The following is a 23,322-nucleotide window of genomic DNA, read 5'->3' on the forward strand; positions in this document are numbered from 1 at the left end:
ATTACACATTGCGTTAGCAATAAGGTTTGCAAGTTTAGTTACGGTCGGAATATCTACAATTATTTCATTGAAAGTACGCTTTACAAATCCTTTTACATTTCCTACACCTATATTTTTTAGTTGGGTATCTTTTAATAATGTTTCTTTAAATAATACAATAAGATTATGAGTTATAAAAACCATCCACAGAAAAGCATATATTCCATAAAACTTAGTAGTTCTAAGGTTTCTAATGTGATAAGGTGAGAGTATTTGAACTATTATAATCCTATTCCTAACAGTGTTTGGAATCTNAATAACCCACAGACCCTAAAAAAATAACCCAGATTTCGTTTGTACGAAATCTAGGTAGCTAACATTTAAATGAGCGTCATTTTTAAGTTTGGCTAACTTATAGTTTTGAATCCGTGGATAACATTAATGAAAGAACTATACTTGCAACTATTTTTAAGCAACAGAGTCGTGAGACTTGTTGGCGACATGAATCACCGCGTTAGCGAGTAGACGAATTTTTTATATTCATTTCTTTTAAAACTTCACCTGTCGTTAAATCTACAAGTTTTATTAAATTATCTTCTAGTATAGCTATTGAATGAGTACCATCCTTAGGAAGTGAGGTACTTCCTGGATTAAGAACTATTAAATCTCCATCCTTGTAAAGTTCTTTTACGTGTGTGTGACCAGATATTAATATATCCGCATTATATTCTTTTGCCATCTTTATTATATCTTCTTTTGATTTTCTATAGCCGTGGCATATAAGCACACTTAAATCACCAAGCTTAGTAAATACAAAAGGTGTCTGAATAGGATGACTTATAACCATTTGGTCAACATCAGAATCACAATTTCCGCTTGCAAATATTAAGTTATTTAAAGAATTTATTTTAACTGCTAATTCTTTTGGATTATATCCATCGGGAAGTGGGTTTCTAGGACCATGATATAGTACATCTCCTGCGTGAAGAATATACTCGCAGTCATTTAAATAAGATAAAGCCTTATCAAAATAAGTTAAGCTTCCATGAGTATCACTTATTATTCCTAATTTCATATGTATTACCTCCTAAATTTAAGACGATTATAAATTCCTATTCATTATAAGAATTTTTCTGACACCTTACTCCAAAATTCATAATTTTTAAATCTAAGTAATTTTATTTTAATATCAGAAGATTTTATTATAATTTTAGTGGTTTCGCTATATTTATGTTCAACACCATCGTGTACTATCAAAACATAATTTTCAAATCTATACTCTGGGGTTATATCAACTACAGAATGCTGAGATAGTATAATACTAGATGTAAAAGATCTATAAGCATTAGTGTTGATAGGAGATAGCGGTGTTATTTGAATTAATTTCAAACTAGGGTCTACTATGCTTCCACCAGAGGAATAATTGTATGCAGTAGAACCAGTTGGAGTCGATACTATTACTCCATCTCCACTAAATTTTTCTATAAAATTATTATTTACACTTAAATTTAAGTGTATAGTTCTTGATAGATTATTTTTTATAACTATTTCATTTATTGCAAATGATTCAATACATCTATTTTTTGTATATATATAAGATTTTATAGGGTTTATTTCTTGTATATAATAATCATTTTTTATGTAAGAGTCTATAAAATCATCTATTTCACATGGATGTATTTCCTGAAAAAATCCTAAATGTCCGGTATTTATACCTATAATAGGTATAGATGTAAAGTTATATTCGTGAACTGTTCTTAAAAAAGAACCATCCCCACCTATGCACACTATAAGATCTACCTTTGAAGTTAATTTGTCTGTAACTTCAAACCCCTTAGATTCTAATTTTGATTTTAATATTTTGGCAGTTTCCTGAGAGATGACGGATAAATTAGCAGTTATATTTATAATTTTTTTCATATAAAATCTCCCTTTCGTTAACCCTAAACATATTATAACACAATTACATTAATCTAATAACTTGCCTATTAAAAATATAAATAATATAATACTTTTATTGACTATTATATTAGGAGGGAATAATTTGCTGGATAAAAAAAATCAAAGGTACAACTTGATATCATATCAAGTACAAGATAAACAACTTACATTAAAAAAGGTTTTGTTAGATAAATTGAATATGTCTGTTAGATTCATAAACAAGATGAAAAAAGATAGAAATATATTAGTTAATTCAAAATATCAAACTCTTTCATATGAAACTAAAATAGGCGATTTAATAGAAGTTAAAATAGATGAAGAAAGTAATCATTTTGAACCTCAAAATTTAGATACACAAGTACTTTATGAAGACTTTGATATTATGATGATAGATAAGCCTCCGTATATGGTTGTACATCCTACAAAGAGTCATCCAGATAAAACTATTGCAAATGGAATTATGTTTTACTTAAAGGATAACAAAGAAAATCCTAGAATAAGATTTGTAAACAGACTAGATATGAATACATCTGGTTTATTAATAGTTGCAAAAAATGCATATGCACATCATTTATTGTCTCAAGATATGAATGAAAATAAGGTTACTAAAAAATATATAGCAATAGTAAAAGGTGTAATAGAAGAAGACTTTGGAACTATAGATCAGCCTATATATAGAGAATCAGAAGATAGTATAAAAAGAATAGTAGATGAAAGAGGTCAAAAGTCCGTATCACATTTTAAGGTTATAGAGAGATTAAAAGATGCTACAATAGTAGAAGTATTACTTGAAACGGGAAGAACTCATCAAATAAGAGTACACTTAAGTCATTTGGGATATGGAATAATAGGGGATGAACTTTATGGATATGTTGATGAGAGCTTAATAAAAAGACAAGCTCTTCATGCATATGAATTAGAATTCAGTCAACCTAGAACTAAAGAAAAGCTTAATTTTAAGGCTGATATTCCAACAGATATGAAAGAATTGATAGATAAGTTAAAGGGGGAAAAATAATGATAATACACAAGTTTATAATACATGTATTAGATAAAAATTCTGATATGCCAGTTTTAAATGATTTTGAAGGAATAATGACAAAGGAAATAGAAGACCTTTTACAAAAACACACTAAAAAGGTATTAAGAGATGATGATTTAAAAAAAGCTACATTCAACGAAAATGAGAATTTATTAAAAGATTTATGTGAAAAAATAATATATGACAGTAATACATTCGTAGATAACTCAAAGGAAATTGCACAATATATATTCGATAAAATGAAGACAGACTCATCTACGGAATCATGTGATTTAGCTATATGCTTATATTCTATAAAAGAAGATACTTATGTTGAAATACTTCCTCTTGAATACAAAAAGTCATATACTCACTCAATAGAGGTAGTAGAAGAGAGGTTAAAGATAAATTTAGTTCCGCATGAAGTAGGTCTTTTAAGTTCTTCTCAGAAGATAAAAACTGCTGCAATAGTAGGATTAAGTGGAGTTAATGATGAATATCATTTAGAAATTTTAGATAAAAAAGCTGCAAAATCAGCTTATAAGGATGAAAGCTTCTTTGTAAAAAAATTATTCGAATGTAGTGTTATCTTTGATGATAAAGATAAAACTAAAATATTCAGAGATTCAACTGAAAAATGGATAGCAAATAGTTTTTATGACGATATAGAAACAGCGAGAGTTATGAGAGAAAACGTGCTTTATACATTGAAAGAAAAAGAAGAAGTTGATATAGACGAATTCATAGAAAAAACAGTAGAAGATGATGATTTAAAGTATGGATTTAAAGAGCAGATGTTTGAAGATGGTATAGAAGAAAGTAACTTTACAATAGATAAAAAATGGGTTGAGAAAAAACTTAAAAAGAAGAGTATAAAAACAGACACTGGATTTGAGATAAAGGGCAGTATGGATGAATTTGATGATGCTCTTAAATATCAAATGAAGAAAAATCCTGATGGAAGCGTTGATATAGTTATAAAGAACGTAAAGTTTTATGAGGAAAAATAAAAATATTTTTAAAAGTGCACTTATAGATATTTAGAGTGTAGATCAAAATAATGCTCATTGAAATACCGCTACATAGTCAATATTTTAATTAAACTAAAGATTGTGCCTTATTGAATATCCTAAAAGTTATAAACTCCCGTTGGTCACACAAAGAACTTTCTTAACGGATATTCAAACGCCACAATCTAAGTTTGACAGTAAAATATTAACAAAAAAGTAGCTCATTTCAACGAGCATCATTTTTAATGTGTATTTTCTGAGATAGAGTAGATTCAAAATTAACTACATCAATAAATTGTTGTAACCTTCAATAAATATCTTTATAGCAAAATATAAAAATAAGATGGAAGATAATACAGAACAACTACGCATTAACTTTAAACCTATATGTCTAGACCCTCTAGAAGATAAAAAAGCAATGAATGTAGACCAAATTTCAGAAGCAACAAAAAATCCTATGAAAAATAATGAAATAGAACTTTTTCCATTCGTATTCGTAGAAGCAATTACACTTCCTCCAATTGTAGCGAACCATAAAATAGAAGAGGGAGAAGCTAAAGCTAAAGCTATTCCATATAAAAAATCCTTAGTGCTTGCAACGGAAATATTTTCTTTATTTTCAATTAGTTCATTTATTTCTTTTGGTTTTATTACCAGTCTAATCATATTAAAACACATATATAAAAGAATTAGAGTCCCACCAATCCAGAAAAACCATCTAAAGAAAATATTATCTAATACTATTGAGAGTCCGAATAAGGAAAGAACTGCGTAAATCATATCTCCAACCCCTGCGCCTAATCCAATAAACAGTGCTGGAACAAATCCCCTTTCTATACCATTTTTGATTGTAGCTACATTCACTATCCCTAGATCTAAGCATAAAGAAAGTGAAAGTAAAAAACCTGTTATAAAAATTGACATATTAATCCCCTTTCTAAAAATTGATAACTGAAACTGCTTATATTATAATAGAAAAAGGATGATTTTTCCTTTATGATTGATACTATTTTTAAGGTGAAGTCATTTCAAATAAAACGAAAAAGGGAGTAATTTATATCAAATGAAAATAGACAATACAGATATCAAAATTTTAATGGAACTTCAAACCGATAGTCGCTTATCTATTAGAGAATTATCTAAAAGAGTGAATCTATCTCCTCCTTCAGTAACAGAAAGAATAAGAAAATTAGAAGATAGAGGAATAATTGAAGGGTACACTATAAAAATAAATAAGAAGGCTTTGGGTTTATCTATACAGTGTATTATTCAAATTGATCTTCGAAATAATAAATTCGAAAAGTTTAAAGAATTGATTTATAATCATCCGCGTGTAGTTTTTTGCTATAGGATAGCTGGTCCATCTTGTGTACTTGTAAAGCTAAGTGTAGAATCTATTTCAGAAATTGAAGAGTTCGTTGACTTCATTTCAGCTTTAGACTCTACTACATCTACTCATATTATATTTTCAGAAGTTCCTATAAATGAAAGTGTGGGGAAATTTTTTTCTGATTTTTAAATACTTTAATACTTTTTAAGAGAGTTTGTAAAAGTGGGTTTGATAAATTTAATAAAACTAAAACTATCTATAAAAATATAGTTGCATTTACGGTATTTTTATAGATAGTTTTTGATTACCCACATAACTCCCAAAGGAGCTACGATTTTATTTTATAATTTATAAAATTAATGTATTAAAGTGAAGTCAATATTTTTATCCAGTTATAAAATAACAAATTAGAATGACCTCTCCATTTGACAATAGGATTATTATTTGGATTATCATCTAAAAAATAGTTTCTAGGAATTTGTACATCTATATTTTTATCAATATCTCTTTTGTACTCATTATATAAAGTATAAGAATCATACTCAGAATGACCAGTTACGAATATATTTTTAAAATCCTTAGACTTTATTATATATATTCCAGCCTCATCTGATTCGGATAATATTTCAAGATCATCTAAATCTTCAACATCCTCCTTTTTTGTGTATGAGTACCTAGAATGTGGAGCAAAAAATTCATCATCAAATCCATTTAATAATTTTGAATATGAATTATTTGACTTATGAGAAAAAACACCAAAAACTTTTTCATCTAAACTGTATTTCTTAATTCCATAATGATGGTAAAGTCCTGCTTGGGCTGCCCAGCATATATGAAAGGTAGATTTTATATTTTTATATGAATAATCCATTATATTTTTAAACTCATTCCAATATGCAACATCTTCAAAATCTAAATGTTCAACTGGAGCTCCAGTTATAATCATACCATCAAAGTATTCATCTTTTATTTCATCAAAAGTTTTATAAAACATATCTAAATGTTCTTTAGAAGTGTTTTTAGATATGTATGTTTTAGTTGTTAAAAAAGTTATTTCTATATAGTGATTACTAAATCCAAGGACACGAAGAAGTTGAATTTCAGTTTCTAATTTTGTAGGCATTAAATTTAAAATAAGTATTTTTAACGGTTTTATATGTTTATTAAATTTATACTTATTTATTAAACATATACCTTCATAAGTTAAAATATTGTATAAAGAAGTATTTTGTGGTATTAAAAGAGGCATTTTATATCACTCCTCTAGGCACTTAAAACCATTAAAGAATTTATTGTATTAACTTCTTCTAACTTAAGTAATTTGTCTAATATTTCATTTATATATTTTTCGTATTCAGATTTAACTACTACAAGAATTTGACTAGTTTTTTTATTGATTTCCAAATCTATATTTTTGAAATGTTCAGTTAATTCAGCTAGGATTTTATGTGAGTTTTTATAGTTGATTTTTATATACCAATCACATTTTTCACTAGAGTTATTTTTAATCAGAGCTTTTTCATAGTTAAATAAGAAAGAATCTTTTTTATTTTGAATACAGTCTATTATATCTGAGTATATTGCTGTAGCAGTTGGAAGTTTTCCAGCACCTTTTCCTGTAAATATAAGTTTTCCCACACTATCCCCTTCTACTATAATAGAGTTATATTCATCATCTATTTTTGCAAATTCAGAATCTTTATTTACTATAACAGGTCTAACACTTGCATAAACTTTATCATTTTTGAAATTACTTATGCCTAAAAGCTTAATAACTCCTCCTAACTCATTTGCTTTTTTTATATCCGTCTCAGTTATATTATAAATTCCTTCAACCTTAAAATCTTCCCAATAAACTTTCTTTTCATAAGCTATAGTAGAAAGAATCGAAAGTTTTCTTGCACTGTCGTATCCATTAATATCAGAAGAAGGATCAGCTTCTGCAAATCCAAGATTCTGAGCTGTTTTTAAAGCATTAGAGTAAGAAGTTTTTTCTTTATTCATTTTTGTTAAAATGAAATTTGTGGTTCCGTTTAGTATGCCTTTTATACTTTTGATTTCATTACTTACTAAGTAGTTTTTGATATTTTTAACTATAGGTATACCTCCACCAACACTTGCTTCAAAATAAAGTTTTACATTATTTTCGTAAGCAATTTCTAAAAGTTCTTCTCCATGTCTTGAAATTAAATCTTTGTTTGCTGTGATAACGTGTTTTTTATTTCTTAAAGATTGTTTTATATATTCATAAGCTGGGGTTATTCCACCAATTAGCTCTATAACTATATCTATGTTTTCATCAAAAACATCTTCAATTTTATTTGTTATAATACTATGATTTTTATCATCCTTATGCTTATCTAGATTCTTAACCAAAATTTTTGATAGTTTTATATTATTATTGTTTTTATTAATAAGCTCACAAACACCAGAGCCTACAACTCCATTTCCTAAAACAGCTACTGAAATCATTAACATCACCTCGAATTATATATTGTTTAAAGCATTATCAAAATCTTTTATTATATCATCTATACTTTCAATTCCAACTGAGACTCTAATCAAATCAGGTGTAACGCCTGCATTCAATTGATCTTTCTCACTTAGTTGACGATGAGTTGTACTAGCTGGGTGAAGTACACTAGTTCTAGTATCTGCAAGATGAATTACTAGTGCAGAAAGTTGTAAATTCTTCACAAAAGATTTGGCATCATCAATTCCACCTTCAATACCAAAGGTTAGAATTCCGCTTGCTCCTTTTTTAAGATATTTTTTTGCATTATCATAAGTTTTACTATTTTTAAGATAAGGATAGTTAACCCATTTTACCTTTTCGTGTTTTTCTAAAAAGTTAGCCAATTTTAATGCATTTTCACTATGTCTTTGCATTCTAAGGTGAAGTGTTTCAACTCCAAGATTAAATAGAAAAGAGTTGAAAGGACTTAAACAAGTTCCAAAATCTCTAAGCAGTTGAACTCTAAGTTTGGTTATATAAGATAGATTATTAAATTTCTCTACATAACTAATTCCGTTATAGGTTGGATCGGGTGATACGAATTCATCGAATTTTCCGCTACTCCAATCGAAATTTCCACCATCTACAATAACCCCTCCAACACTAGAAGCATGACCATCTATATATTTAGTAGCTGAATGAACTACTATATTAGCACCAAGCTCAAGGGGCTTCAAAAGGTATGGTGTAATTAGAGTATTATCTACAATAAAAGGAACTTTTATTTCTCTAGCTATTTGGGAAAATTTATCAAAATCTAGAATGTTAAGTCCGGGATTTCCGATGCTTTCACCAAAAACTAATTTAGTATTTTCTTTTGCATATTTTAATATTGCTTCTTTAGGTAAATCAGGATCAATAAATGTAACTTCTATTCCAAATTTTTTAAGTGTTGAAGAAATAAGAGTAAATGTACCGCCGTATAAAGTAGATGAAGCTAAAATATGATCTCCATTTGTACATATATTTAAAATAGCTAAAGCTGTAGCACTTTGACCAGATGATACAGCTACTGCGCCAGAACCACCTTCTAAAAGAGCTATTTTTTCTTCAAAAGCAGCAACCGTTGGATTACTTATTCTAGAATACATATGACCATTTTCCTTTAAGTCAAATAAAGCTGCAACATGATCTGGGTCTTCATATTTGTATGTTGTACTTTGTATTATAGGTAGTATCCTAGGTTCTCCTGGTTTTGGATTATATCCTCCTTGTACACAGAGTGTTTCAAAATTCAAATTACTTTTTTTCATTTTTAGTCCTCCTTTTAAAATTTTAATTTTAAAATGAGAAGAATAAAAAAAACAACCATTTCTATAGTCTTTGAGAAATGGTTGTTAGATTACAATAGTTATATATAACTACTTTATTCCCTCATCTCTCAGTAATATTACTGCAGGAATTAGCACATTTCTAGTAAATACTAGCTGTTGCTGGGCTTCATAGGGCCTGATCCCTCCGCCACTCTTGATAAGAGTTACTTAAAATTATTTAATTTTTTTAATTTAAAATCAATTCTAATGGAAATTTTCTAAGATGTCAATATAAAAAATAAATTTTTTAAAAATATTTATGATTGAATCAACTTGAAAAAAGACTGCTAACAATATTTTGTTAACAGTCTGAATAGTGCTCATTTTAATAAACTTTATTTCAAAATTCAAAAAAATAAGAGGAAGAAATTCCCCTTATCTTTTTTATTTATTATTTTCGATATAAGTACATATATCTCCTATGTTTTTGAAATTTTCAGCTTGCTCATCTGGAATTTCAATATCGAATTCATCCTCAAGAGCCATCATTATTTCAACAGCATCAAGAGAATCAGCTTCTAAATCAGCGACTAAAGAAGTTGATGGTGTTATAGAATCTATATCATCTACACCTAATTGATCTGCTATTATCTCTTTTATTTTTTCAAACATATTACTTACCTCCTAAAACATAATAAACTAATATTTTTAATAGTAGTTTATTACATGTTCAAAAATATTTCAATATATTTTTTTTGAGCTAAGCTAAATAACTGTAATAACTTGTACAAATATGAATATAAATATAATGAAAGTAATACTAAGGAGGAAATATATGAGAAAATTTACAGCTATATTTATATTGTACGTACTGTTTTTTTGCATGAATTTAAATATCTATCAGAATAAGTTAATGAATGACGTTAAAAATATAAATCCATATATAAGAGAGGTTAATTTTATAGTTGAAGATTTTAATAATAATCGTATTAAGCAGAATAATATAGGGGAATACGTAAAAAGAATAGACAATATAAAAAATGGCCTATCAAGTATTGAAAATAATAAATATATTGAAGCCTATATTGACTATAAAATGGTTTCCTTAGAAAAATTAAAAACAGCTATAAACAATAGATTCAATAATAAAGAAAAACTAAAACAAAATATAAATTATTATAATACATACAATAGATTGTCCCAAGATGAAATACAAAAAAAATTAAAAAAAACTCTTATAAGAGTAACAAAATTAGATGAAACCTCATAACATAAAGAAGAAGGAAATAACCTTTAATATTAATTTATGGGAGGTAATAGAATGAGTGAAAATAGTGGAAATTTATTTAGAGGCGGATTTGGAAATTTATTTGGCTGTGGCCACGATGACGATTGTGGATTTATATGGATACTATTATTACTAGTATTATTCTGCTGTTGCGATTTTGATTTTTGTGGTGATGACAATAACTTCTTATTCATAATACTAATCGGTATCATATTACTTTGCTGTTGTGATGGCGGATTTGGATGCTAAAAAGCTAGTTTTTACTAGCTTTTTTTCTTTTTTTGAGCAACGGATTCTGTTAGCACTCGTTGGCGACATTATTAATGCGTTAGCATGAAGCGGATTTTGATAAACAAAAACAAAATTTTCACATATATGCATTAACCAAATTAACCCAAAGTACATAGTATATAGAAGAAGGTATAACCTTCAAAAAAATAAGGAGGTTAGATTATGGGTTGTTTTAAAGATTTTGATTGTTGGTGGATTATAGCTTTATTTGTTTTATTCATATTCTTCCAAGATTGTATAGATGATCTGGATATATGTGATTGGATTCCGTTCTTAATATTAATATTAATATTATGTGCTTATGGCGATTGTGGAGGACATCACGGCTGCTAGGCGCTAATTAAACATTTGACATAATAAACATGCTATCGTAGTTATAAAAAAGGAGGTAAGATTATGGGTTGTTTTAAAAATTTTGATTGTTGGTGGATTATAGCTTTATTTTTCATATTCTTAATATTCCAAGAATGTATAGATGATCTTGATATATGTGATTGGATCCCATTCTTAATATTGATATTAATAATTTGTTCTTGTAACGAATTTGATTGTCACTAATATTTAAATCAACTATAATAACAAATCAATAGCTAAAAACATAGTATATATCAAGAAGGAAAATCTTTTAAAATTATAAGGAGGTAAGATTATGGGTTGTTTTAAGGACTTTGATTGTTGGTGGATTATAGCTTTATTTTTCTTATTCTTAATATTCCAAGATTGTATAGAAGATATAGATATATGTGATTGGATCCCATTCTTAATATTAATATTAATAATTTGTGCATGTAATGAATTTGATTGTCATTAATATTAAAAATATAAGTAAAGAGCTAGACTAAAATCTAGCTCTTTGTTTTTTATATAAATAAGTGATATAATTAATATTTAATAAATATAGAGAATATAAACTTTAAATAAGGAAAAAATTAAAAGTATGAGAGGAAGTGATACAATGATTACTATAAAGGATGTAGCTAAAAGAGCAGGAGTTTCTATATCGACAGTTTCAAGGGTAATCAACAATTCGAAGCCTGTAAGTAATGAAATAAGACAAAGGGTATTAAAAATAATAGAAGAAACAGGATATGTTCCAAATCCTCTAGCTAGAAGCTTAGTAACTAAGAAAAGCCAATTAATAGGAGTAATAGTTCCTGATATATCTGATTTTTTTATGGGAGAGCTACTTAATGGAATAGAAGAAGTGGGTAAGATATATAATTATGATATCATTTTATGTAATAGCTATGGAGAACCTGATGAAGAATTAAAATATATTAATCTTTTAAGATCAAAGCAGGTGGCAGGTATAATATTTGTATCATGGAAGATGAATCAAAATCATGTAGATGTAATAGAAAAAGCAAAGATACCGGCTGTATACATAAGCAAGAATGCAAGTGAATTTGATGTTTACTCTGTAAGTATTGACAATTTTGAAGCATCTTATGATATGACAAAATACTTAATAGAAAATGGAAACAAAAAAATAGCATTTATGAAATCATCTGCACAAGACAACATAATGGATTCAGATAGATATAGAGGATATAAAAAAGCGTTAAAAGAAGCAGATATAGAAATTGATGAAACGCTTATAAAAGAAGGCGATGATACTAGTGAATCTGGATATTATCTTATGAGTGAGATTCTTGAGTCCAAGAATATACCAGATGCAGTATTTGCATCTCGTGATGAAATCGCAGTAGGGGTTATAAACTGTATATTAGATGCTGGATATAAAGTACCTGAGGATATATCTGTATCGGGATATAATGACATCAAATTAGCATCTCTATACAGACCATCTCTGACTACTATTAAGCAGCCTATATATGATATGGGAGCTGTATCTATTAGAATGATAGTTAAGATGATAAATGATGAGGCTTTAGAAAATAAAAACACACTTCTTCCTTATAGTCTTGTAGAAAGACAGAGTGTACTTAAAAAGTAGGTTATATAACCTACTTTTTTTTGTACACTTTTTCTAAGTTAACCATTGATACAGTGGCTGTTATTGTTCCTACTATAGAACAAATCAAAAGTAGAATTTCCATAATACCACCTCTGTATATATTATACAATAAATGTATTTATTTTGCAAAGTAAATCAAATATCTAAAATTAATCATTTAGTGTCGAATAGAAGGTTGAGTAAAATATATTACTGTACTCAAATAAAGTAATACAGTGAAATGTACAGTTTCACGTAAAATGTAAAAAAAAAGTGAATTTGCAAAATTATCCAAAAATATAAAGGGAAAACGATTGTAAATATAGAATCAATTATAAACAAAATGAATTTTTAGACAATTCCAAAAAGGGGGTATAGTTTTGAATAAGGTATACATAGATGGGAAGAGTTTAACTATTGAAGATGTTGCTAATGTAGCTAGAAATGACTATAAGGTGGAACTTACTAAAGAGTCACAGGAAAAAGTTATAAAAGCTAGAAATATAGTAGATAAGTTTGTTGATGAGGAAAAGATAGTTTATGGAATAACTACTGGATTTGGGAAGTTTTCTGATGTTGTTATAACTAAGGAAGAAACAAAGACATTACAAAGAAACCTAATAATTAGCCATTCTTGTGGAGTAGGAGAATGCTTTGAAGAGGAAATTTCAAGAACTATAATGCTTCTTAGAATAAACAATCTAGCTAAGGGATATTCAGGTATAAGGCTAGAAACCTTAAATACTCTTATCAAAATGTTAAATGAGGGTGTTCACCCATTAATACCACAAAAGGGATCACTTGGTGCATCAGGGGATTTAGCACCACTTTCTCATATGGTTTTAGTTATGATCGGTGAAGGAGAAGCTATTTACAAAGGTGAAAAAATGAGTGGAATAGAGGCTTTAAAGAAAGCTGATATAGAACCTATAGAACTTACATCAAAAGAAGGACTTGCACTTATAAATGGAACTCAGGTAATGACTGCTGTTGGTGCATTAACTGTATATGATTCAGTTAATTTATTAAAGACTGCAGATGTCGCTGCATCACTTACTATGGAAGCTTTAAATGGAATAGTTACTGCTTTTGATAAAAAAGTACATGAAGTTAGAGCTCATAAAGGTCAAATGGATGCAGCTAAAAATATTTTAAATATACTAAATAATAGCAATATGACTACAACCCAAGGAGAAATTAGAGTTCAAGATGCATATACATTAAGATGTACTCCTCAGATTCATGGAGCTAGTAAGGATGCAATTGATTATATAAAGAAAAAGGTAGAAATTGAAATAAATGCTGCAACTGATAATCCTCTTATATTCCCAGATACAGAAGAGGTTATATCAGGAGGAAACTTCCACGGACAGCCTATGGCTTTAAGTTTTGACTTTTTAGCTATAGCCTTAGCAGAGATTGCTAATGTATCTGAGAGAAGACTTGAAAGACTTGTAAATCCTGCACTAGGAGGACTTCCTGCATTTTTAACTAAAAAAGGAGGATTAAACTCAGGATTTATGATAGTACAATATTCTGCGGCTTCACTTGTTTCTGAAAATAAGGTATTAGCGCATCCAGCAAGTGTTGATTCTATACCATCATCAGCAAATCAAGAGGATCATGTATCTATGGGTACTATAGCTGCTAGAAAAGCTAGAGAAATAATGGGAAATGTAAGAAAGGTACTTGCTATGGAAATGCTAGGAGCGGTACAGGGAATAGATCTTAATAAGAATAAAGGTCTTGGAATTGGAACTAGTATAGCATATGAACTTATAAGAGAAAAGACTAAGACTATAGAAGAAGATATAATAATGTATAAAGAAATAAATAAATGTGAAGATTTAATAATTTCAAATATAATAGTTGATAAAATAGAAGAAACGATAGGAAAACTTAATTAAGATATTTAATAAAAATAATAAATGGTATAGTTTATAAACTATGCCATTTATTATATAGCTAATATAAAGTGAAATGCCTAAAATACAATTAATAAAAAGAGGGTTATAGTTTATGGATATTATAAATATAAAATTTTTTAATAATCATAGTGTATCTAAAAATAATGATATTATTTGCTTTCCTTATAAAAAAACGGAAGCACTCTTTTATTATTTAGCAATAAACAAAGAAGCTAGCCGAGATGAGCTGGTCAATCTTTTGTGGGAGGATTCAAAGGAAAGTACTGCAAAGAAAAATCTTAGAAATGCAATGTATCAAATAAGAAAGATATTTGATATGGATATAATAATATCTCCTAAAAAAAGTACTGTTAGTATAAACACACAGATACATATAAAAACAGATTTAAATGATTTTTTAAATAAAGAAGATGTATATTTTGAAAATGGAAAATGTGAATTTTTAAAAGGCCTTATATTAAAAAATAATGAAAATTTTAATTGGTGGATAAATAATAAACGACAAGAATATAAGGATATGAATATAGATAAATTATATAATAAAACTAAATTATTGATGAAAAAAAGAAAGTACGAAGAAGCTTTGGTATATGCAAAAGCATTTATGAGTGAGGATGAATTTGATGAAAGAGCATACAGAGCTTTGATGAATATATATTATAATAAAGGGTCTTTTTATAAGGCAATAAATTTATATTATAAGTTAGAAAAAATGTTAGATATAGAGCTTGGAATAAAACCAGATGATAAAACATATCAGTTGTATAAAAAGATAATAAATGAAAAAAATATAAGCCAAATAGAATTTAAAAAGCAGAGCTTATTTTATTATAGAGATGAAGAAATGAAATGTATGATGGATAATTATAATAAATTCATAAAAGGTATAAATTCAAAATCAATACTTATAACGGGCGAATTTGGAATAGGAAAAACAAAACTTAAAAATGAGTTTATAAATAATATTAACAAAAAAGATTCGTATATTATAGATATAACTTGTTATGAAGGAGAAAGAGAAAGCTTATTAAAGTCATGGAATGATATACTTATAAATTTAAACAAGATAATAAAAGACCAAAATATAAATATACCGAAATCTTGGAAAAAAAATATAAACACTATATTTTCTGTGTTTGATATAAACTATGACAATGATGAAAAAGTAGATTTATTAAAACTTGAATTAATAAAAAATACTATTATTAACATAGTTGAGAAAGTATCTGCATACAAAAAAATTGTTATATTAGTAGATGATATACATTGGATGGATAAAACGAGTATAAATTTATTAAAGGGACTGCTTATAAGGCAAGAAAATATAAATTTGATAGCAACTGCTCGAACTTCTTATGAACAAAATATAGACAAATTTAAAAATTTTATGTTTATAAACGATAAACTGATAAATATAAAGCTTAAAAGATTTGATCAAAGACAGGTATATGAGATATCTAAATTAAAAATTTTAAAATATAAATTTAATAAAAGAATATCGGATAAAATATACAAAGAAAGTGAAGGGAATATATTCTTTGTAAATGAAATTATTGATAATATAAACAATCAAAATAAGAATAAAATATCGGATAAAGGTACCCAGATGATAAAGAGTGTTCTAATAGACTTATCTTGTGAAGCAGTTAAAATACTAGACATAGCATCTGTATTTTTAGAAGGTTTTAATATAAATATATTAAATGCTATAACTGGAAAGTCAGAGTTAGAGTTAATAGATTATTTAGATGAATTAGAAAGAAAAAATATTATTAAAGAAGATTTAGAAAGTACTAAAAATAGATATGTATTCACCCATAATAAACTCAGAAAATATATATTCAACAAGCAGAGTAATACAAAAAAAAGAATTATTTATGAAAAGATAGAATATATATTTAATAAGAATTCAGATAATATTAAGCACGATATATTATTTTCTAAGTTTAAAGGATTTAATTTTAATATAAAACCTATAAAGGAAAATAATATAGGTTTAAAAAATTAGAGAGTATTTAAGGGGGATATATGGCTAGACGTTCTAAAAATAATTATGAGAAAGTAAATGTTTATTTAGATGAAATTTTAAATAATACTAATGAATATAACAGATGGAAATCAAAAGTATCTACAGGGTTTGACAATATAGATATATTAATAGATGGAGGAATAAAAAGTCAACTTTATGTTGTAGGTGCCATGCCCAGTTTTGGGAAAACAGATTTTTTAAATCAAATAGGAGATAATATATGTACTCAAGGACATGATGTTTTGTTTTTTTCATATCAAATGAAGCAAAGAGACCTTATAGACAGAAGCTTATGCAGAAAACTATTTTTATTAAACACTAGAAAGTATAGAAAAATGAATTCGTTCAATTTAGTTTATGATGAAGTAGATAAAGAAGAATTAGAAATGGTAGTAGATGAATATAAAAAAGAAATATCTGAAAGAATGGATGTTGTTGAATGTGATTCGAAATTTTCAATAAAGCAGATAAAAGATAAAATAGAGAACCATATAAAAATAAAAAAAACTAAACCTATTGTAATAATAGACTATATACAAGCAATTAAATCTTTAGATGCTAGAATTATTGATAAAGAAAAAAATGATTATAATTTAAGTCAATTAAGAGATATAGTAAAAAACCTCGATATAGGTATAATATGCATATCATCTCAAAGTAGAGATTCATATTTTAAACAAGCAAGCTATGATAGCTTCAAAGATACATATGATATAGAGGATGTAGCAGATGTAGTTGGATATTTGCAGTTTAAAAATATATCTGAACAGTTCAAAAGTGGAACTGATGTTGAAAAAATAAGAAAGTCTTATGAGTTCAAGAATCAATATCCTAGAAAAATAGAGTTTGTACTACTTAAAAATAGAAGCGGACTAGATTATAAAATAGAAAATTTATATTACTACAACAAAAATAGTTATTTTTGTTGTGAAAGAATAAAAGAGAGCATGTAGATTTTACATGCTCTTAATTCTTAGTCGTCATGATCGTCATCATCGTCATCGAAACAAAAATCTAATTTTTTATTATCACATTTACATTCTTTTTCGTCTAAATAACATAAAACGTTAAGACGAGCCTCGCCTGTTATTTCGATTTTAATTTCATACTCTACTTCTATAGAAATAGTAGGGCATCCACATTTATTTATGATCATTGCTCCTAGTGATACTGGTTTTTTTGAAAGTTTAGGTAGTATTTTTTTGCTGTAATAATCTACACCTTCAATAACTGGTATAGATATGTCTTGTGAAAATTGTTCATAGCTTTTTACTACATTTGTATTGTCGTTTTCTTCATACCAAACGTGAACCTCAAATTCTCCCATAACCTTCACTAACATAAAATCATCGGATATATCAACGATTTTACTATCTTCAATAGTAGCATTTCTAATAGCTGAACCTAAAATTTGAGTAGGTAATACAATATCATCAACATCTAAGTTTATAGTATTTTGACATAATTGCGTCTTTTTACCGCAAACTGTATTAGTGATAATAGTTGTTACGCGCTTTTCTTTATTATACTTATTATCCATAATACCCCCTCCTTCTCTATACTTATATATATTATTCAGATTGAAATGAAAAGGTGATATCAAAATCAATAATTTTTTTTGAACTTAGCTTCAGATAAAAGCATATAAGTATACTAAATGTTTAATTTGAGGGGGTTGATATTTTGAAAGCTCTTGTAACAGGATGTGCAGGTTTTATAGGGTCTACTTTAAGTGAAAGATTATTAGATGAAGGGCTTGAGGTTATAGGTATAGATTCTTTCACGGATTATTATTCTAAAGATATAAAAGAATACAATTTAAAAAATTTAATTTTAAATGACAAATTCACTTTGATAAGTGAAAATTTAGTAACCTGTGATTTAAAAAAATATTTAGATGTAGATTATGTATTTCATCAGGCGGGGCAGCCGGGAGTGAGGGGAAGTTGGGGATATGATTTTGAAGAGTATATATATAATAATATATCTGCAACGCAAAAGCTTTTGGAAGCATCTAAAAACTTTAATATAAAGAAGATAGTATATGCTTCATCATCGTCAGTATACGGAAATACAGATACTATGCCTATGAAAGAATCACAAATAACAAAGCCATATTCTCCGTATGGAGTTACTAAGCTTGCAGCAGAAAATTTATGTGATCTTTATAGCAAAAACTATGGACTATCTGTTATATCTCTTAGATATTTCACAGTTTATGGGCCAAGACAAAGACCGGAGATGGCTATAAGTACATTTATAAGAAATATATTAGATGATAAGCAAATATATATATATGGAGATGGTAATCAGGGAAGGGACTTCACATATGTAGATGATATAGTGGATGCTAATATAAAAGCTGCGTATTCAGATATTAAATCAGATATATTCAATGTTGGAAGTCAAAGTCCAATAAAACTTATAGATGTAGTAAAAATAATAGAAGATATTACAGGTAAAAAAGCTAATATAAATTATTTGGATTCTGAAAAAGGGGATGTTAAGGATACGTACTCTGATATAAGTAGAATTAAGAGGTATTTAGGATATGAATGTAAATTTAATCTAGAAAAAGGTATATACGAACAAATAAAATATATTAAAAATTATATGAATTTCAGTCACGTAATTAGATAAACTTAATATAATATAGAGATGTTAAGTTAAAAGCTTAATAAAACTTTATTAATAGGGGGAATTATAAAATGAAATATCAAGAAAAATATGTTGGAAGTAAAGAAGATTTATATGTATTTTTAAAAAGTAATTATTCAAAATTAATGAAGGAAGTTCTTGAAATAGAAGGCGAAAGAGTAAAACTTCCTGATGATAAAGAATTAGTATATAAGATAAAGTATGAGAATAATGAAGTGGATGGATCTTATTCTGTTAAAGTAAGTTGGGCAAACCAAGAGGAATTTGAAGAAGAAGAAGAAGAATTTTAATAAAGAAATATAGGGGGAGAAATCCCCCTATTATTGTATATTAAGTTAATTTTCTAATAGGAGGAAGTTATATGGTTAGTAAAGGTGAAGATATAACTGGGGTTTTAAAAGAATATGATATTGATGTTAAAGGTATCAAATTGGAGTCTTATAAAGGTAAAAAAGGTGTCTGGTGGATTAATACTGATAAAGGTTATAAGATACTTAAAAAGCAGTCTTTTTCATATAAAACACTAGATTTTATTATAGATGCAGTTAATCATTTAAATAGTAATGGGGTTTATATACCTAAGATAATGAAGACTAGGGCAGGAGATGATTATGTTATAAAGAATGATGTTTGCTTTGTATTAAGTGAAGCGATTAATGGATCTACTCTCAATTATTCAAGTGATGAAAATGTTAGAAGAATAATACATGAGCTTGCAAGATTTCATAAGGCATCTAGAGGATTTAAGGCAACGGGAAATTACAAGGTTAGAACTCATCTTGGACTTTGGATAGAAAAGTATGAAAAAGAGATGAACAAACTAGAGAAATATTATGATATGGAGGTTAATAAAGAGGAGCATTCTGAGTTTGGAAAGATTATACTTAAGGAATATCCTCATTTTTATAAGAGAATAAAAAGCTCTATAGAAGGATTTAAGGGTCAATCTTATAGTGATTGGGTAAACGATGTTGAGGAAAGCGGAGGACTTTGTCATCAAGATTTTACAGCTGGCAATTGCGTATTAGAAGATTCTGGAAGGTTGTATATACTGGATACTGATTCTTTGACTATTGATATACCTCTTAGAGATATTAGAAAGATATTAAATAAGATAATGAAGAGAAAAAATGATGGATGGGAGTATGAACTAACAAAGAATATATTGAGATGGTACAATGAAGAAAATCCTTTGAAAGATTATCAATGGGATGTTTTAAAGCCTACATTGACATATCCTCATTTATTCGTAGGAATAATGAGCAAGTATTATGAGCGAAGAGAAAAGACTTGGACAGAGCAAAAATACGTCAAGAGATTAAAGGAAATGATATCTATTGAAAAATCTGTAGAACCTATAATAAATAATTTTGAAGATATTATTCCAATGTAAGGGGAGGAATGTGTATGTCGATTCTAAATCAACTAGCTAAGGATGTTTTACTAAATTATGGGATGGAAGTAGATGAGTTTAAGATAATTCAAAATAGTGGACTTAAAACTATTTGGAAATTTGAGTATAATGGAAAAACCGCGTGCCTTAAAAGACTTAGACACAGCAAAGAGAGAGCTTTATTTTCGGTAAATGCACAAGTATATATCCAAAACAAAGGAGGACATGTTCCGGGTATATATTTAAACAAAGAAGATCAGCCTTTAACAGAATATAATGAGCAGTTGTTTGTAGTGTATGAATGGATAGAATCAAAGGATTTACATTTTGGAAAGGCAGAGGATTTTAAAATAGCAATGGAGGCTCTTGCTAAGTTTCATATAGATTCTATAGGTTATATACCTCCTGAGGAAGCTAAAGTATCATCAAAAATAGGAGAATGGAAAAATCAGTATGAATCTATGAAAAAGAGAATGCTAAAGTGGAAGGATGAGGCATCTAATAATTTAAATAATAAATCTCATAAAGCGTATTTTGATAATATAGATTCTATAATAGATATTGCTGATATTAGTATAGGTATGCTTGAAAAATCATTTTATTTTGATATTTGTAATAATGAACTTCATAAATTCAGTTTATGCCATCAGGATTATGGTGTTGGAAATGTTATCTACTCAAACGATGGTCCATATGTTATAGATCTTGATGGTGTAACATATGATTTGGTTATAAGAGATCTTAGAAAAATAATAGGTAAGAAGATGCAAAAGGGCGGAGTATGGAAAGAAAATATAATAAAAACTACTTTATCCTATTATGAAAAGTACAATAAATTATCTCCCGAGATGTTAGAATTATTAAAGATAGATTTATTATATCCACATTGGTTTTTTGGAGATGTTAAGAACTTGTATAAAAAGAATAAGAGTGTTAGTGCAAATAAAATAGAATCGATAGCAAAGTTAGAGCTTAGCAAGGTGAACTTATTAAAAGACTTGTTCTAGGAAGGAGATATTTATGAAAATTGCATTTATATGTACGGAAAAGCTACCAGTGCCACCTATACTTAGTGGAGCTATTCAAATATATATAACTAATTTACTTCCTATTTTATCAAAGTACCACGATATAACGGTATTTAGCGTGAGTAATAGCAATTTACCAGATAGGGAAGAAGTTGATAATGTAACTCATATAAGAGTTGAAGGAAGAACAAAAGCTGAGTATGTAAACAATATAAAAGATAATCTTACAGATGAATTTGATCTTGTTCATGTATTTAATAGACCTAAGTGGATTCGTTTACTTAGTAATGATTTGCCTAATACACCTTTTAGTTTGAGTCTTCATAATGAAATGTTTTTACCTAAAAAAATAGATTCTAAAAGGGGCAAAGAGTGCATAGATAGAGTTGAGTTTATATGTACTGTAAGTGAATTTATAGCTAATGGAGTTGAGACTCTATATCCAAATGCTAAGGGAAAGATGAATGCGGTTTATTCTGCGGTGGACTTAGACCTTATAAAGCCATTTTGGAGTGAAGATGTTTTAAAAGATAGAATCGATATGAGAAAAAAATATGGGATAAAGGAAAATTCAAAGGTTATTATATATGTTGGAAGATTGTCTAAGAAAAAAGGTCCTCATATTTTAATTGAGGCTATGAAGAGTGTGCTAGAGAAGTATCCAGATGCTAAGCTTATATTTGTTGGTAGCAAATGGTATGGAAATAATGCTACTGATGATTATGTAAAAAAACTTCAGATTGCGGCTCAAGAGCTTAAGGATAATATAGATTTCACAGGATTTTTAACTCCTGATGAAATACCTAAGTATTACAATATGGGTGATTTATTCGTATGTACATCTCAATGGCAAGAACCTCTTGCTAGGGTACATTATGAAGCCATGGCAAGTGCCCTTCCTATAATAACTACTAACAGAGGTGGAAATGCAGAGGTAATAAATCAAGGAGTAAATGGATTTGCAATTGACGATTACACAAACCCAGATGAGTTTAGTAAGTATATAAAATATTTAATAAAAAATGAAGAAAAGGGTATTGAGATGGGGAAGGCTGGAAGAAAATTTGTTGAGGAACATCATAATTGGGATGTAATCGCTAATAGATTACTTAAGCTATTTGATGGTGTTGCTAAGAAATATAATAAATAATAGTTTCTTCATTTTAGGTTATGCTCAAAAATATGCTTATTAAAATATCGCTTATGTGTTAAATTTTTTGATAAAACTAAGAATTACGCCTTATTGAATATCCTAAAAGTTCTAAACTCGCTATGCTCAGACAACGAACTTTCTTAATGGATATTCAAACGACGTAATTAAGTTTTATTCAAAAATATTTAAATCATTCGCTAACATTTTAATAAGCATATTTTTTTTATTTACCAACTGCTATCGCATGTCTTATGCTGACAATGAGTTCTAACTACTCTGTTGCTCAAAATTAGTTGGTATTTCAAAAAAGTTTACATTTAAAATCTTCAAAGCAAGACTTTTTTTATTATTGTTATGCATAAACTGAAAATCATGCAATTTACTAGATAATTAAAAATAAAGCTTATTAAAATGTTAGCTATTTTTTTGTTAATATTTTTCAATGAAACTTAGATTGTTCTGTTAAAATATACGTTAAAAAACTTCTTTGTTTGACCGTAAGGGAGTTTAAGAAGTTTTAGTATATTTTATAAAGTACAATCTATTAG

Annotated in this window: 26 protein-coding genes and 1 riboswitch; of the genes, 17 read left to right on the plus strand and 9 right to left on the minus strand. The window is 27.8% G+C overall.

What is annotated here, in order from left to right:
* The 3 genes from WJW32_RS01255 to WJW32_RS01265 form a co-directional block, all read right to left on the minus strand.
* On the minus strand, positions 1–183 hold a 183-nt coding region (locus WJW32_RS01255), incomplete at its 3' end, for a hypothetical protein (protein ID WP_340253814.1).
* Between the two features lie 310 nt (positions 184–493).
* Positions 494–1,054: a phosphodiesterase gene (gene yfcE, locus WJW32_RS01260; protein WP_340253817.1), complete on the minus strand. Its 561-nt coding sequence runs from the start codon at positions 1,052–1,054 to the stop codon at positions 494–496.
* 44 nt (positions 1,055–1,098) lie between these two features.
* Entirely contained in the window at positions 1,099–1,899 is an 801-nt protein-coding gene (locus WJW32_RS01265) for an NAD(+)/NADH kinase (RefSeq protein WP_340253820.1), read from the minus strand.
* Positions 1,900–2,023: 124 nt separating this feature from the next.
* Between WJW32_RS01265 and WJW32_RS01270 the strand changes: the two genes are divergently transcribed.
* On the plus strand, positions 2,024–2,938 hold the full coding sequence (locus WJW32_RS01270; protein ID WP_340253823.1) for an RluA family pseudouridine synthase: 915 nt from the start codon (positions 2,024–2,026) through the stop codon (positions 2,936–2,938).
* Positions 2,938–3,951 (plus strand): nucleoid-associated protein, encoded by a 1,014-nt coding sequence (locus WJW32_RS01275; protein ID WP_340253826.1) that lies wholly within the window; start codon positions 2,938–2,940, stop codon positions 3,949–3,951. Before WJW32_RS01270 ends, WJW32_RS01275 begins: the two co-directional genes overlap by 1 nt.
* A 282-nt stretch (positions 3,952–4,233) precedes the next feature.
* Here WJW32_RS01275 and WJW32_RS01280 read toward each other — a convergent pair whose 3' ends face one another.
* On the minus strand, positions 4,234–4,875 hold the full coding sequence (locus WJW32_RS01280) for a LysE family transporter (RefSeq protein WP_340253829.1): 642 nt from the start codon (positions 4,873–4,875) through the stop codon (positions 4,234–4,236).
* 139 nt (positions 4,876–5,014) lie between these two features.
* On the opposite strand from WJW32_RS01280, the gene WJW32_RS01285 reads away from it, so the two are divergent.
* Entirely contained in the window at positions 5,015–5,470 is a 456-nt protein-coding gene (locus WJW32_RS01285; protein ID WP_340253832.1) for an Lrp/AsnC family transcriptional regulator, read from the plus strand.
* A 175-nt stretch (positions 5,471–5,645) separates the two neighbouring features.
* Here WJW32_RS01285 and WJW32_RS01290 read toward each other — a convergent pair whose 3' ends face one another.
* The 4 genes from WJW32_RS01290 to acpP all read right to left on the minus strand — a co-directional run bounded on the left by WJW32_RS01290 (position 5,646) and on the right by acpP (position 9,721).
* Complete coding sequence (locus WJW32_RS01290; protein WP_340253835.1) at positions 5,646–6,530, minus strand: homoserine O-succinyltransferase; 885 nt, start codon at positions 6,528–6,530, stop codon at positions 5,646–5,648.
* Positions 6,531–6,544: 14 nt separating this feature from the next.
* A complete protein-coding gene (locus WJW32_RS01295; RefSeq protein ID WP_340253838.1) occupies positions 6,545–7,753 on the minus strand; it encodes a homoserine dehydrogenase in 1,209 nt (402 codons plus the stop codon).
* Between the two features lie 15 nt (positions 7,754–7,768).
* Positions 7,769–9,049 carry an O-acetylhomoserine aminocarboxypropyltransferase/cysteine synthase family protein gene (locus WJW32_RS01300; protein WP_340253841.1) on the minus strand — a complete coding sequence of 427 codons (1,281 nt, stop codon included), beginning with the start codon at positions 9,047–9,049 and terminating at the stop codon, positions 7,769–7,771.
* Positions 9,050–9,167: 118 nt separating this feature from the next.
* Positions 9,168–9,273, minus strand: a riboswitch (SAM riboswitch).
* A gap of 220 nt (positions 9,274–9,493) precedes the next feature.
* Positions 9,494–9,721 carry an acyl carrier protein gene (acpP, locus tag WJW32_RS01305; RefSeq protein WP_340253844.1) on the minus strand — a complete coding sequence of 76 codons (228 nt, stop codon included), beginning with the start codon at positions 9,719–9,721 and terminating at the stop codon, positions 9,494–9,496.
* 163 nt (positions 9,722–9,884) lie between these two features.
* Between acpP and WJW32_RS01310 the strand changes: the two genes are divergently transcribed.
* From WJW32_RS01310 to WJW32_RS01350, 9 genes are all read left to right on the plus strand, one after another.
* Positions 9,885–10,319 (plus strand): hypothetical protein, encoded by a 435-nt coding sequence (locus WJW32_RS01310; RefSeq protein ID WP_340253847.1) that lies wholly within the window; start codon positions 9,885–9,887, stop codon positions 10,317–10,319.
* Positions 10,320–10,370: 51 nt separating this feature from the next.
* Positions 10,371–10,586: a hypothetical protein gene (locus tag WJW32_RS01315; RefSeq protein ID WP_340253850.1), complete on the plus strand. Its 216-nt coding sequence runs from the start codon at positions 10,371–10,373 to the stop codon at positions 10,584–10,586.
* A gap of 204 nt (positions 10,587–10,790) precedes the next feature.
* The gene (locus WJW32_RS01320; RefSeq protein ID WP_340253852.1) at positions 10,791–10,961 is read left to right on the plus strand and encodes a hypothetical protein; all 171 of its coding nucleotides are present in this window, start codon (positions 10,791–10,793) and stop codon (positions 10,959–10,961) included.
* A gap of 63 nt (positions 10,962–11,024) precedes the next feature.
* Entirely contained in the window at positions 11,025–11,186 is a 162-nt protein-coding gene (locus WJW32_RS01325) for a hypothetical protein (protein WP_340253855.1), read from the plus strand.
* Positions 11,187–11,277: 91 nt separating this feature from the next.
* Positions 11,278–11,439: a hypothetical protein gene (locus WJW32_RS01330; protein WP_340253857.1), complete on the plus strand. Its 162-nt coding sequence runs from the start codon at positions 11,278–11,280 to the stop codon at positions 11,437–11,439.
* Positions 11,440–11,583: 144 nt separating this feature from the next.
* Entirely contained in the window at positions 11,584–12,585 is a 1,002-nt protein-coding gene (locus WJW32_RS01335) for a LacI family DNA-binding transcriptional regulator (protein WP_340253860.1), read from the plus strand.
* A 380-nt stretch (positions 12,586–12,965) separates the two neighbouring features.
* Complete coding sequence (gene hutH, locus WJW32_RS01340; protein WP_340253863.1) at positions 12,966–14,492, plus strand: histidine ammonia-lyase; 1,527 nt, start codon at positions 12,966–12,968, stop codon at positions 14,490–14,492.
* Between the two features lie 112 nt (positions 14,493–14,604).
* The gene (locus tag WJW32_RS01345) at positions 14,605–16,521 is read left to right on the plus strand and encodes an AAA family ATPase (protein ID WP_340253866.1); all 1,917 of its coding nucleotides are present in this window, start codon (positions 14,605–14,607) and stop codon (positions 16,519–16,521) included.
* Positions 16,522–16,541: 20 nt separating this feature from the next.
* Entirely contained in the window at positions 16,542–17,495 is a 954-nt protein-coding gene (locus WJW32_RS01350; protein WP_340253869.1) for a DnaB-like helicase C-terminal domain-containing protein, read from the plus strand.
* A gap of 20 nt (positions 17,496–17,515) precedes the next feature.
* Here WJW32_RS01350 and cotE read toward each other — a convergent pair whose 3' ends face one another.
* Complete coding sequence (cotE, locus tag WJW32_RS01355) at positions 17,516–18,082, minus strand: outer spore coat protein CotE (RefSeq protein WP_340253872.1); 567 nt, start codon at positions 18,080–18,082, stop codon at positions 17,516–17,518.
* Positions 18,083–18,225: 143 nt separating this feature from the next.
* Between cotE and WJW32_RS01360 the strand changes: the two genes are divergently transcribed.
* From WJW32_RS01360 to WJW32_RS01380, 5 genes are all read left to right on the plus strand, one after another.
* The gene (locus WJW32_RS01360; protein WP_340253875.1) at positions 18,226–19,182 is read left to right on the plus strand and encodes an NAD-dependent epimerase/dehydratase family protein; all 957 of its coding nucleotides are present in this window, start codon (positions 18,226–18,228) and stop codon (positions 19,180–19,182) included.
* A 68-nt stretch (positions 19,183–19,250) separates the two neighbouring features.
* Positions 19,251–19,490, plus strand: coding sequence for a hypothetical protein (locus WJW32_RS01365; RefSeq protein ID WP_340253878.1), 240 nt, complete (start codon positions 19,251–19,253; stop codon positions 19,488–19,490).
* 71 nt (positions 19,491–19,561) lie between these two features.
* Positions 19,562–20,593 carry a CotS family spore coat protein gene (locus WJW32_RS01370; protein ID WP_340253881.1) on the plus strand — a complete coding sequence of 344 codons (1,032 nt, stop codon included), beginning with the start codon at positions 19,562–19,564 and terminating at the stop codon, positions 20,591–20,593.
* 14 nt (positions 20,594–20,607) lie between these two features.
* A complete protein-coding gene (locus WJW32_RS01375; protein ID WP_340253884.1) occupies positions 20,608–21,600 on the plus strand; it encodes a CotS family spore coat protein in 993 nt (330 codons plus the stop codon).
* Between the two features lie 13 nt (positions 21,601–21,613).
* Complete coding sequence (locus WJW32_RS01380; RefSeq protein WP_340253887.1) at positions 21,614–22,771, plus strand: glycosyltransferase family 4 protein; 1,158 nt, start codon at positions 21,614–21,616, stop codon at positions 22,769–22,771.
* Positions 22,772–23,322: the final 551 nt, after the last annotated feature.

It is taken from the genome of Tepidibacter sp. Z1-5 (assembly GCF_037844525.1).
GTDB lineage: Bacteria > Bacillota > Clostridia > Peptostreptococcales > Peptostreptococcaceae > Tepidibacter_A.

Excerpts from the sequence above, each read along its gene's own strand:
- yfcE (WP_340253817.1), bottom strand. The coding sequence starts at position 1,054 with ATGAAATTAGGAATAATAAGTGATACTCATGGAAGCTTAACTTATTTT.
- WJW32_RS01265 (WP_340253820.1), bottom strand. The coding sequence starts at position 1,899 with ATGAAAAAAATTATAAATATAACTGCTAATTTATCCGTCATCTCTCAG.
- WJW32_RS01275 (WP_340253826.1), top strand. The coding sequence starts at position 2,938 with ATGATAATACACAAGTTTATAATACATGTATTAGATAAAAATTCTGAT.
- WJW32_RS01280 (WP_340253829.1), bottom strand. The coding sequence starts at position 4,875 with ATGTCAATTTTTATAACAGGTTTTTTACTTTCACTTTCTTTATGCTTA.
- WJW32_RS01285 (WP_340253832.1), top strand. The coding sequence starts at position 5,015 with ATGAAAATAGACAATACAGATATCAAAATTTTAATGGAACTTCAAACC.
- WJW32_RS01290 (WP_340253835.1), bottom strand. The coding sequence starts at position 6,530 with ATGCCTCTTTTAATACCACAAAATACTTCTTTATACAATATTTTAACT.
- WJW32_RS01295 (WP_340253838.1), bottom strand. The coding sequence starts at position 7,753 with ATGATTTCAGTAGCTGTTTTAGGAAATGGAGTTGTAGGCTCTGGTGTT.
- WJW32_RS01300 (WP_340253841.1), bottom strand. The coding sequence starts at position 9,049 with ATGAAAAAAAGTAATTTGAATTTTGAAACACTCTGTGTACAAGGAGGA.
- acpP (WP_340253844.1), bottom strand. The coding sequence starts at position 9,721 with ATGTTTGAAAAAATAAAAGAGATAATAGCAGATCAATTAGGTGTAGAT.
- WJW32_RS01310 (WP_340253847.1), top strand. The coding sequence starts at position 9,885 with ATGAGAAAATTTACAGCTATATTTATATTGTACGTACTGTTTTTTTGC.
- WJW32_RS01315 (WP_340253850.1), top strand. The coding sequence starts at position 10,371 with ATGAGTGAAAATAGTGGAAATTTATTTAGAGGCGGATTTGGAAATTTA.
- WJW32_RS01320 (WP_340253852.1), top strand. The coding sequence starts at position 10,791 with ATGGGTTGTTTTAAAGATTTTGATTGTTGGTGGATTATAGCTTTATTT.
- WJW32_RS01325 (WP_340253855.1), top strand. The coding sequence starts at position 11,025 with ATGGGTTGTTTTAAAAATTTTGATTGTTGGTGGATTATAGCTTTATTT.
- WJW32_RS01330 (WP_340253857.1), top strand. The coding sequence starts at position 11,278 with ATGGGTTGTTTTAAGGACTTTGATTGTTGGTGGATTATAGCTTTATTT.
- WJW32_RS01335 (WP_340253860.1), top strand. The coding sequence starts at position 11,584 with ATGATTACTATAAAGGATGTAGCTAAAAGAGCAGGAGTTTCTATATCG.
- WJW32_RS01345 (WP_340253866.1), top strand. The coding sequence starts at position 14,605 with ATGGATATTATAAATATAAAATTTTTTAATAATCATAGTGTATCTAAA.
- WJW32_RS01350 (WP_340253869.1), top strand. The coding sequence starts at position 16,542 with ATGGCTAGACGTTCTAAAAATAATTATGAGAAAGTAAATGTTTATTTA.
- cotE (WP_340253872.1), bottom strand. The coding sequence starts at position 18,082 with ATGGATAATAAGTATAATAAAGAAAAGCGCGTAACAACTATTATCACT.
- WJW32_RS01365 (WP_340253878.1), top strand. The coding sequence starts at position 19,251 with ATGAAATATCAAGAAAAATATGTTGGAAGTAAAGAAGATTTATATGTA.
- WJW32_RS01370 (WP_340253881.1), top strand. The coding sequence starts at position 19,562 with ATGGTTAGTAAAGGTGAAGATATAACTGGGGTTTTAAAAGAATATGAT.
- WJW32_RS01375 (WP_340253884.1), top strand. The coding sequence starts at position 20,608 with ATGTCGATTCTAAATCAACTAGCTAAGGATGTTTTACTAAATTATGGG.
- WJW32_RS01380 (WP_340253887.1), top strand. The coding sequence starts at position 21,614 with ATGAAAATTGCATTTATATGTACGGAAAAGCTACCAGTGCCACCTATA.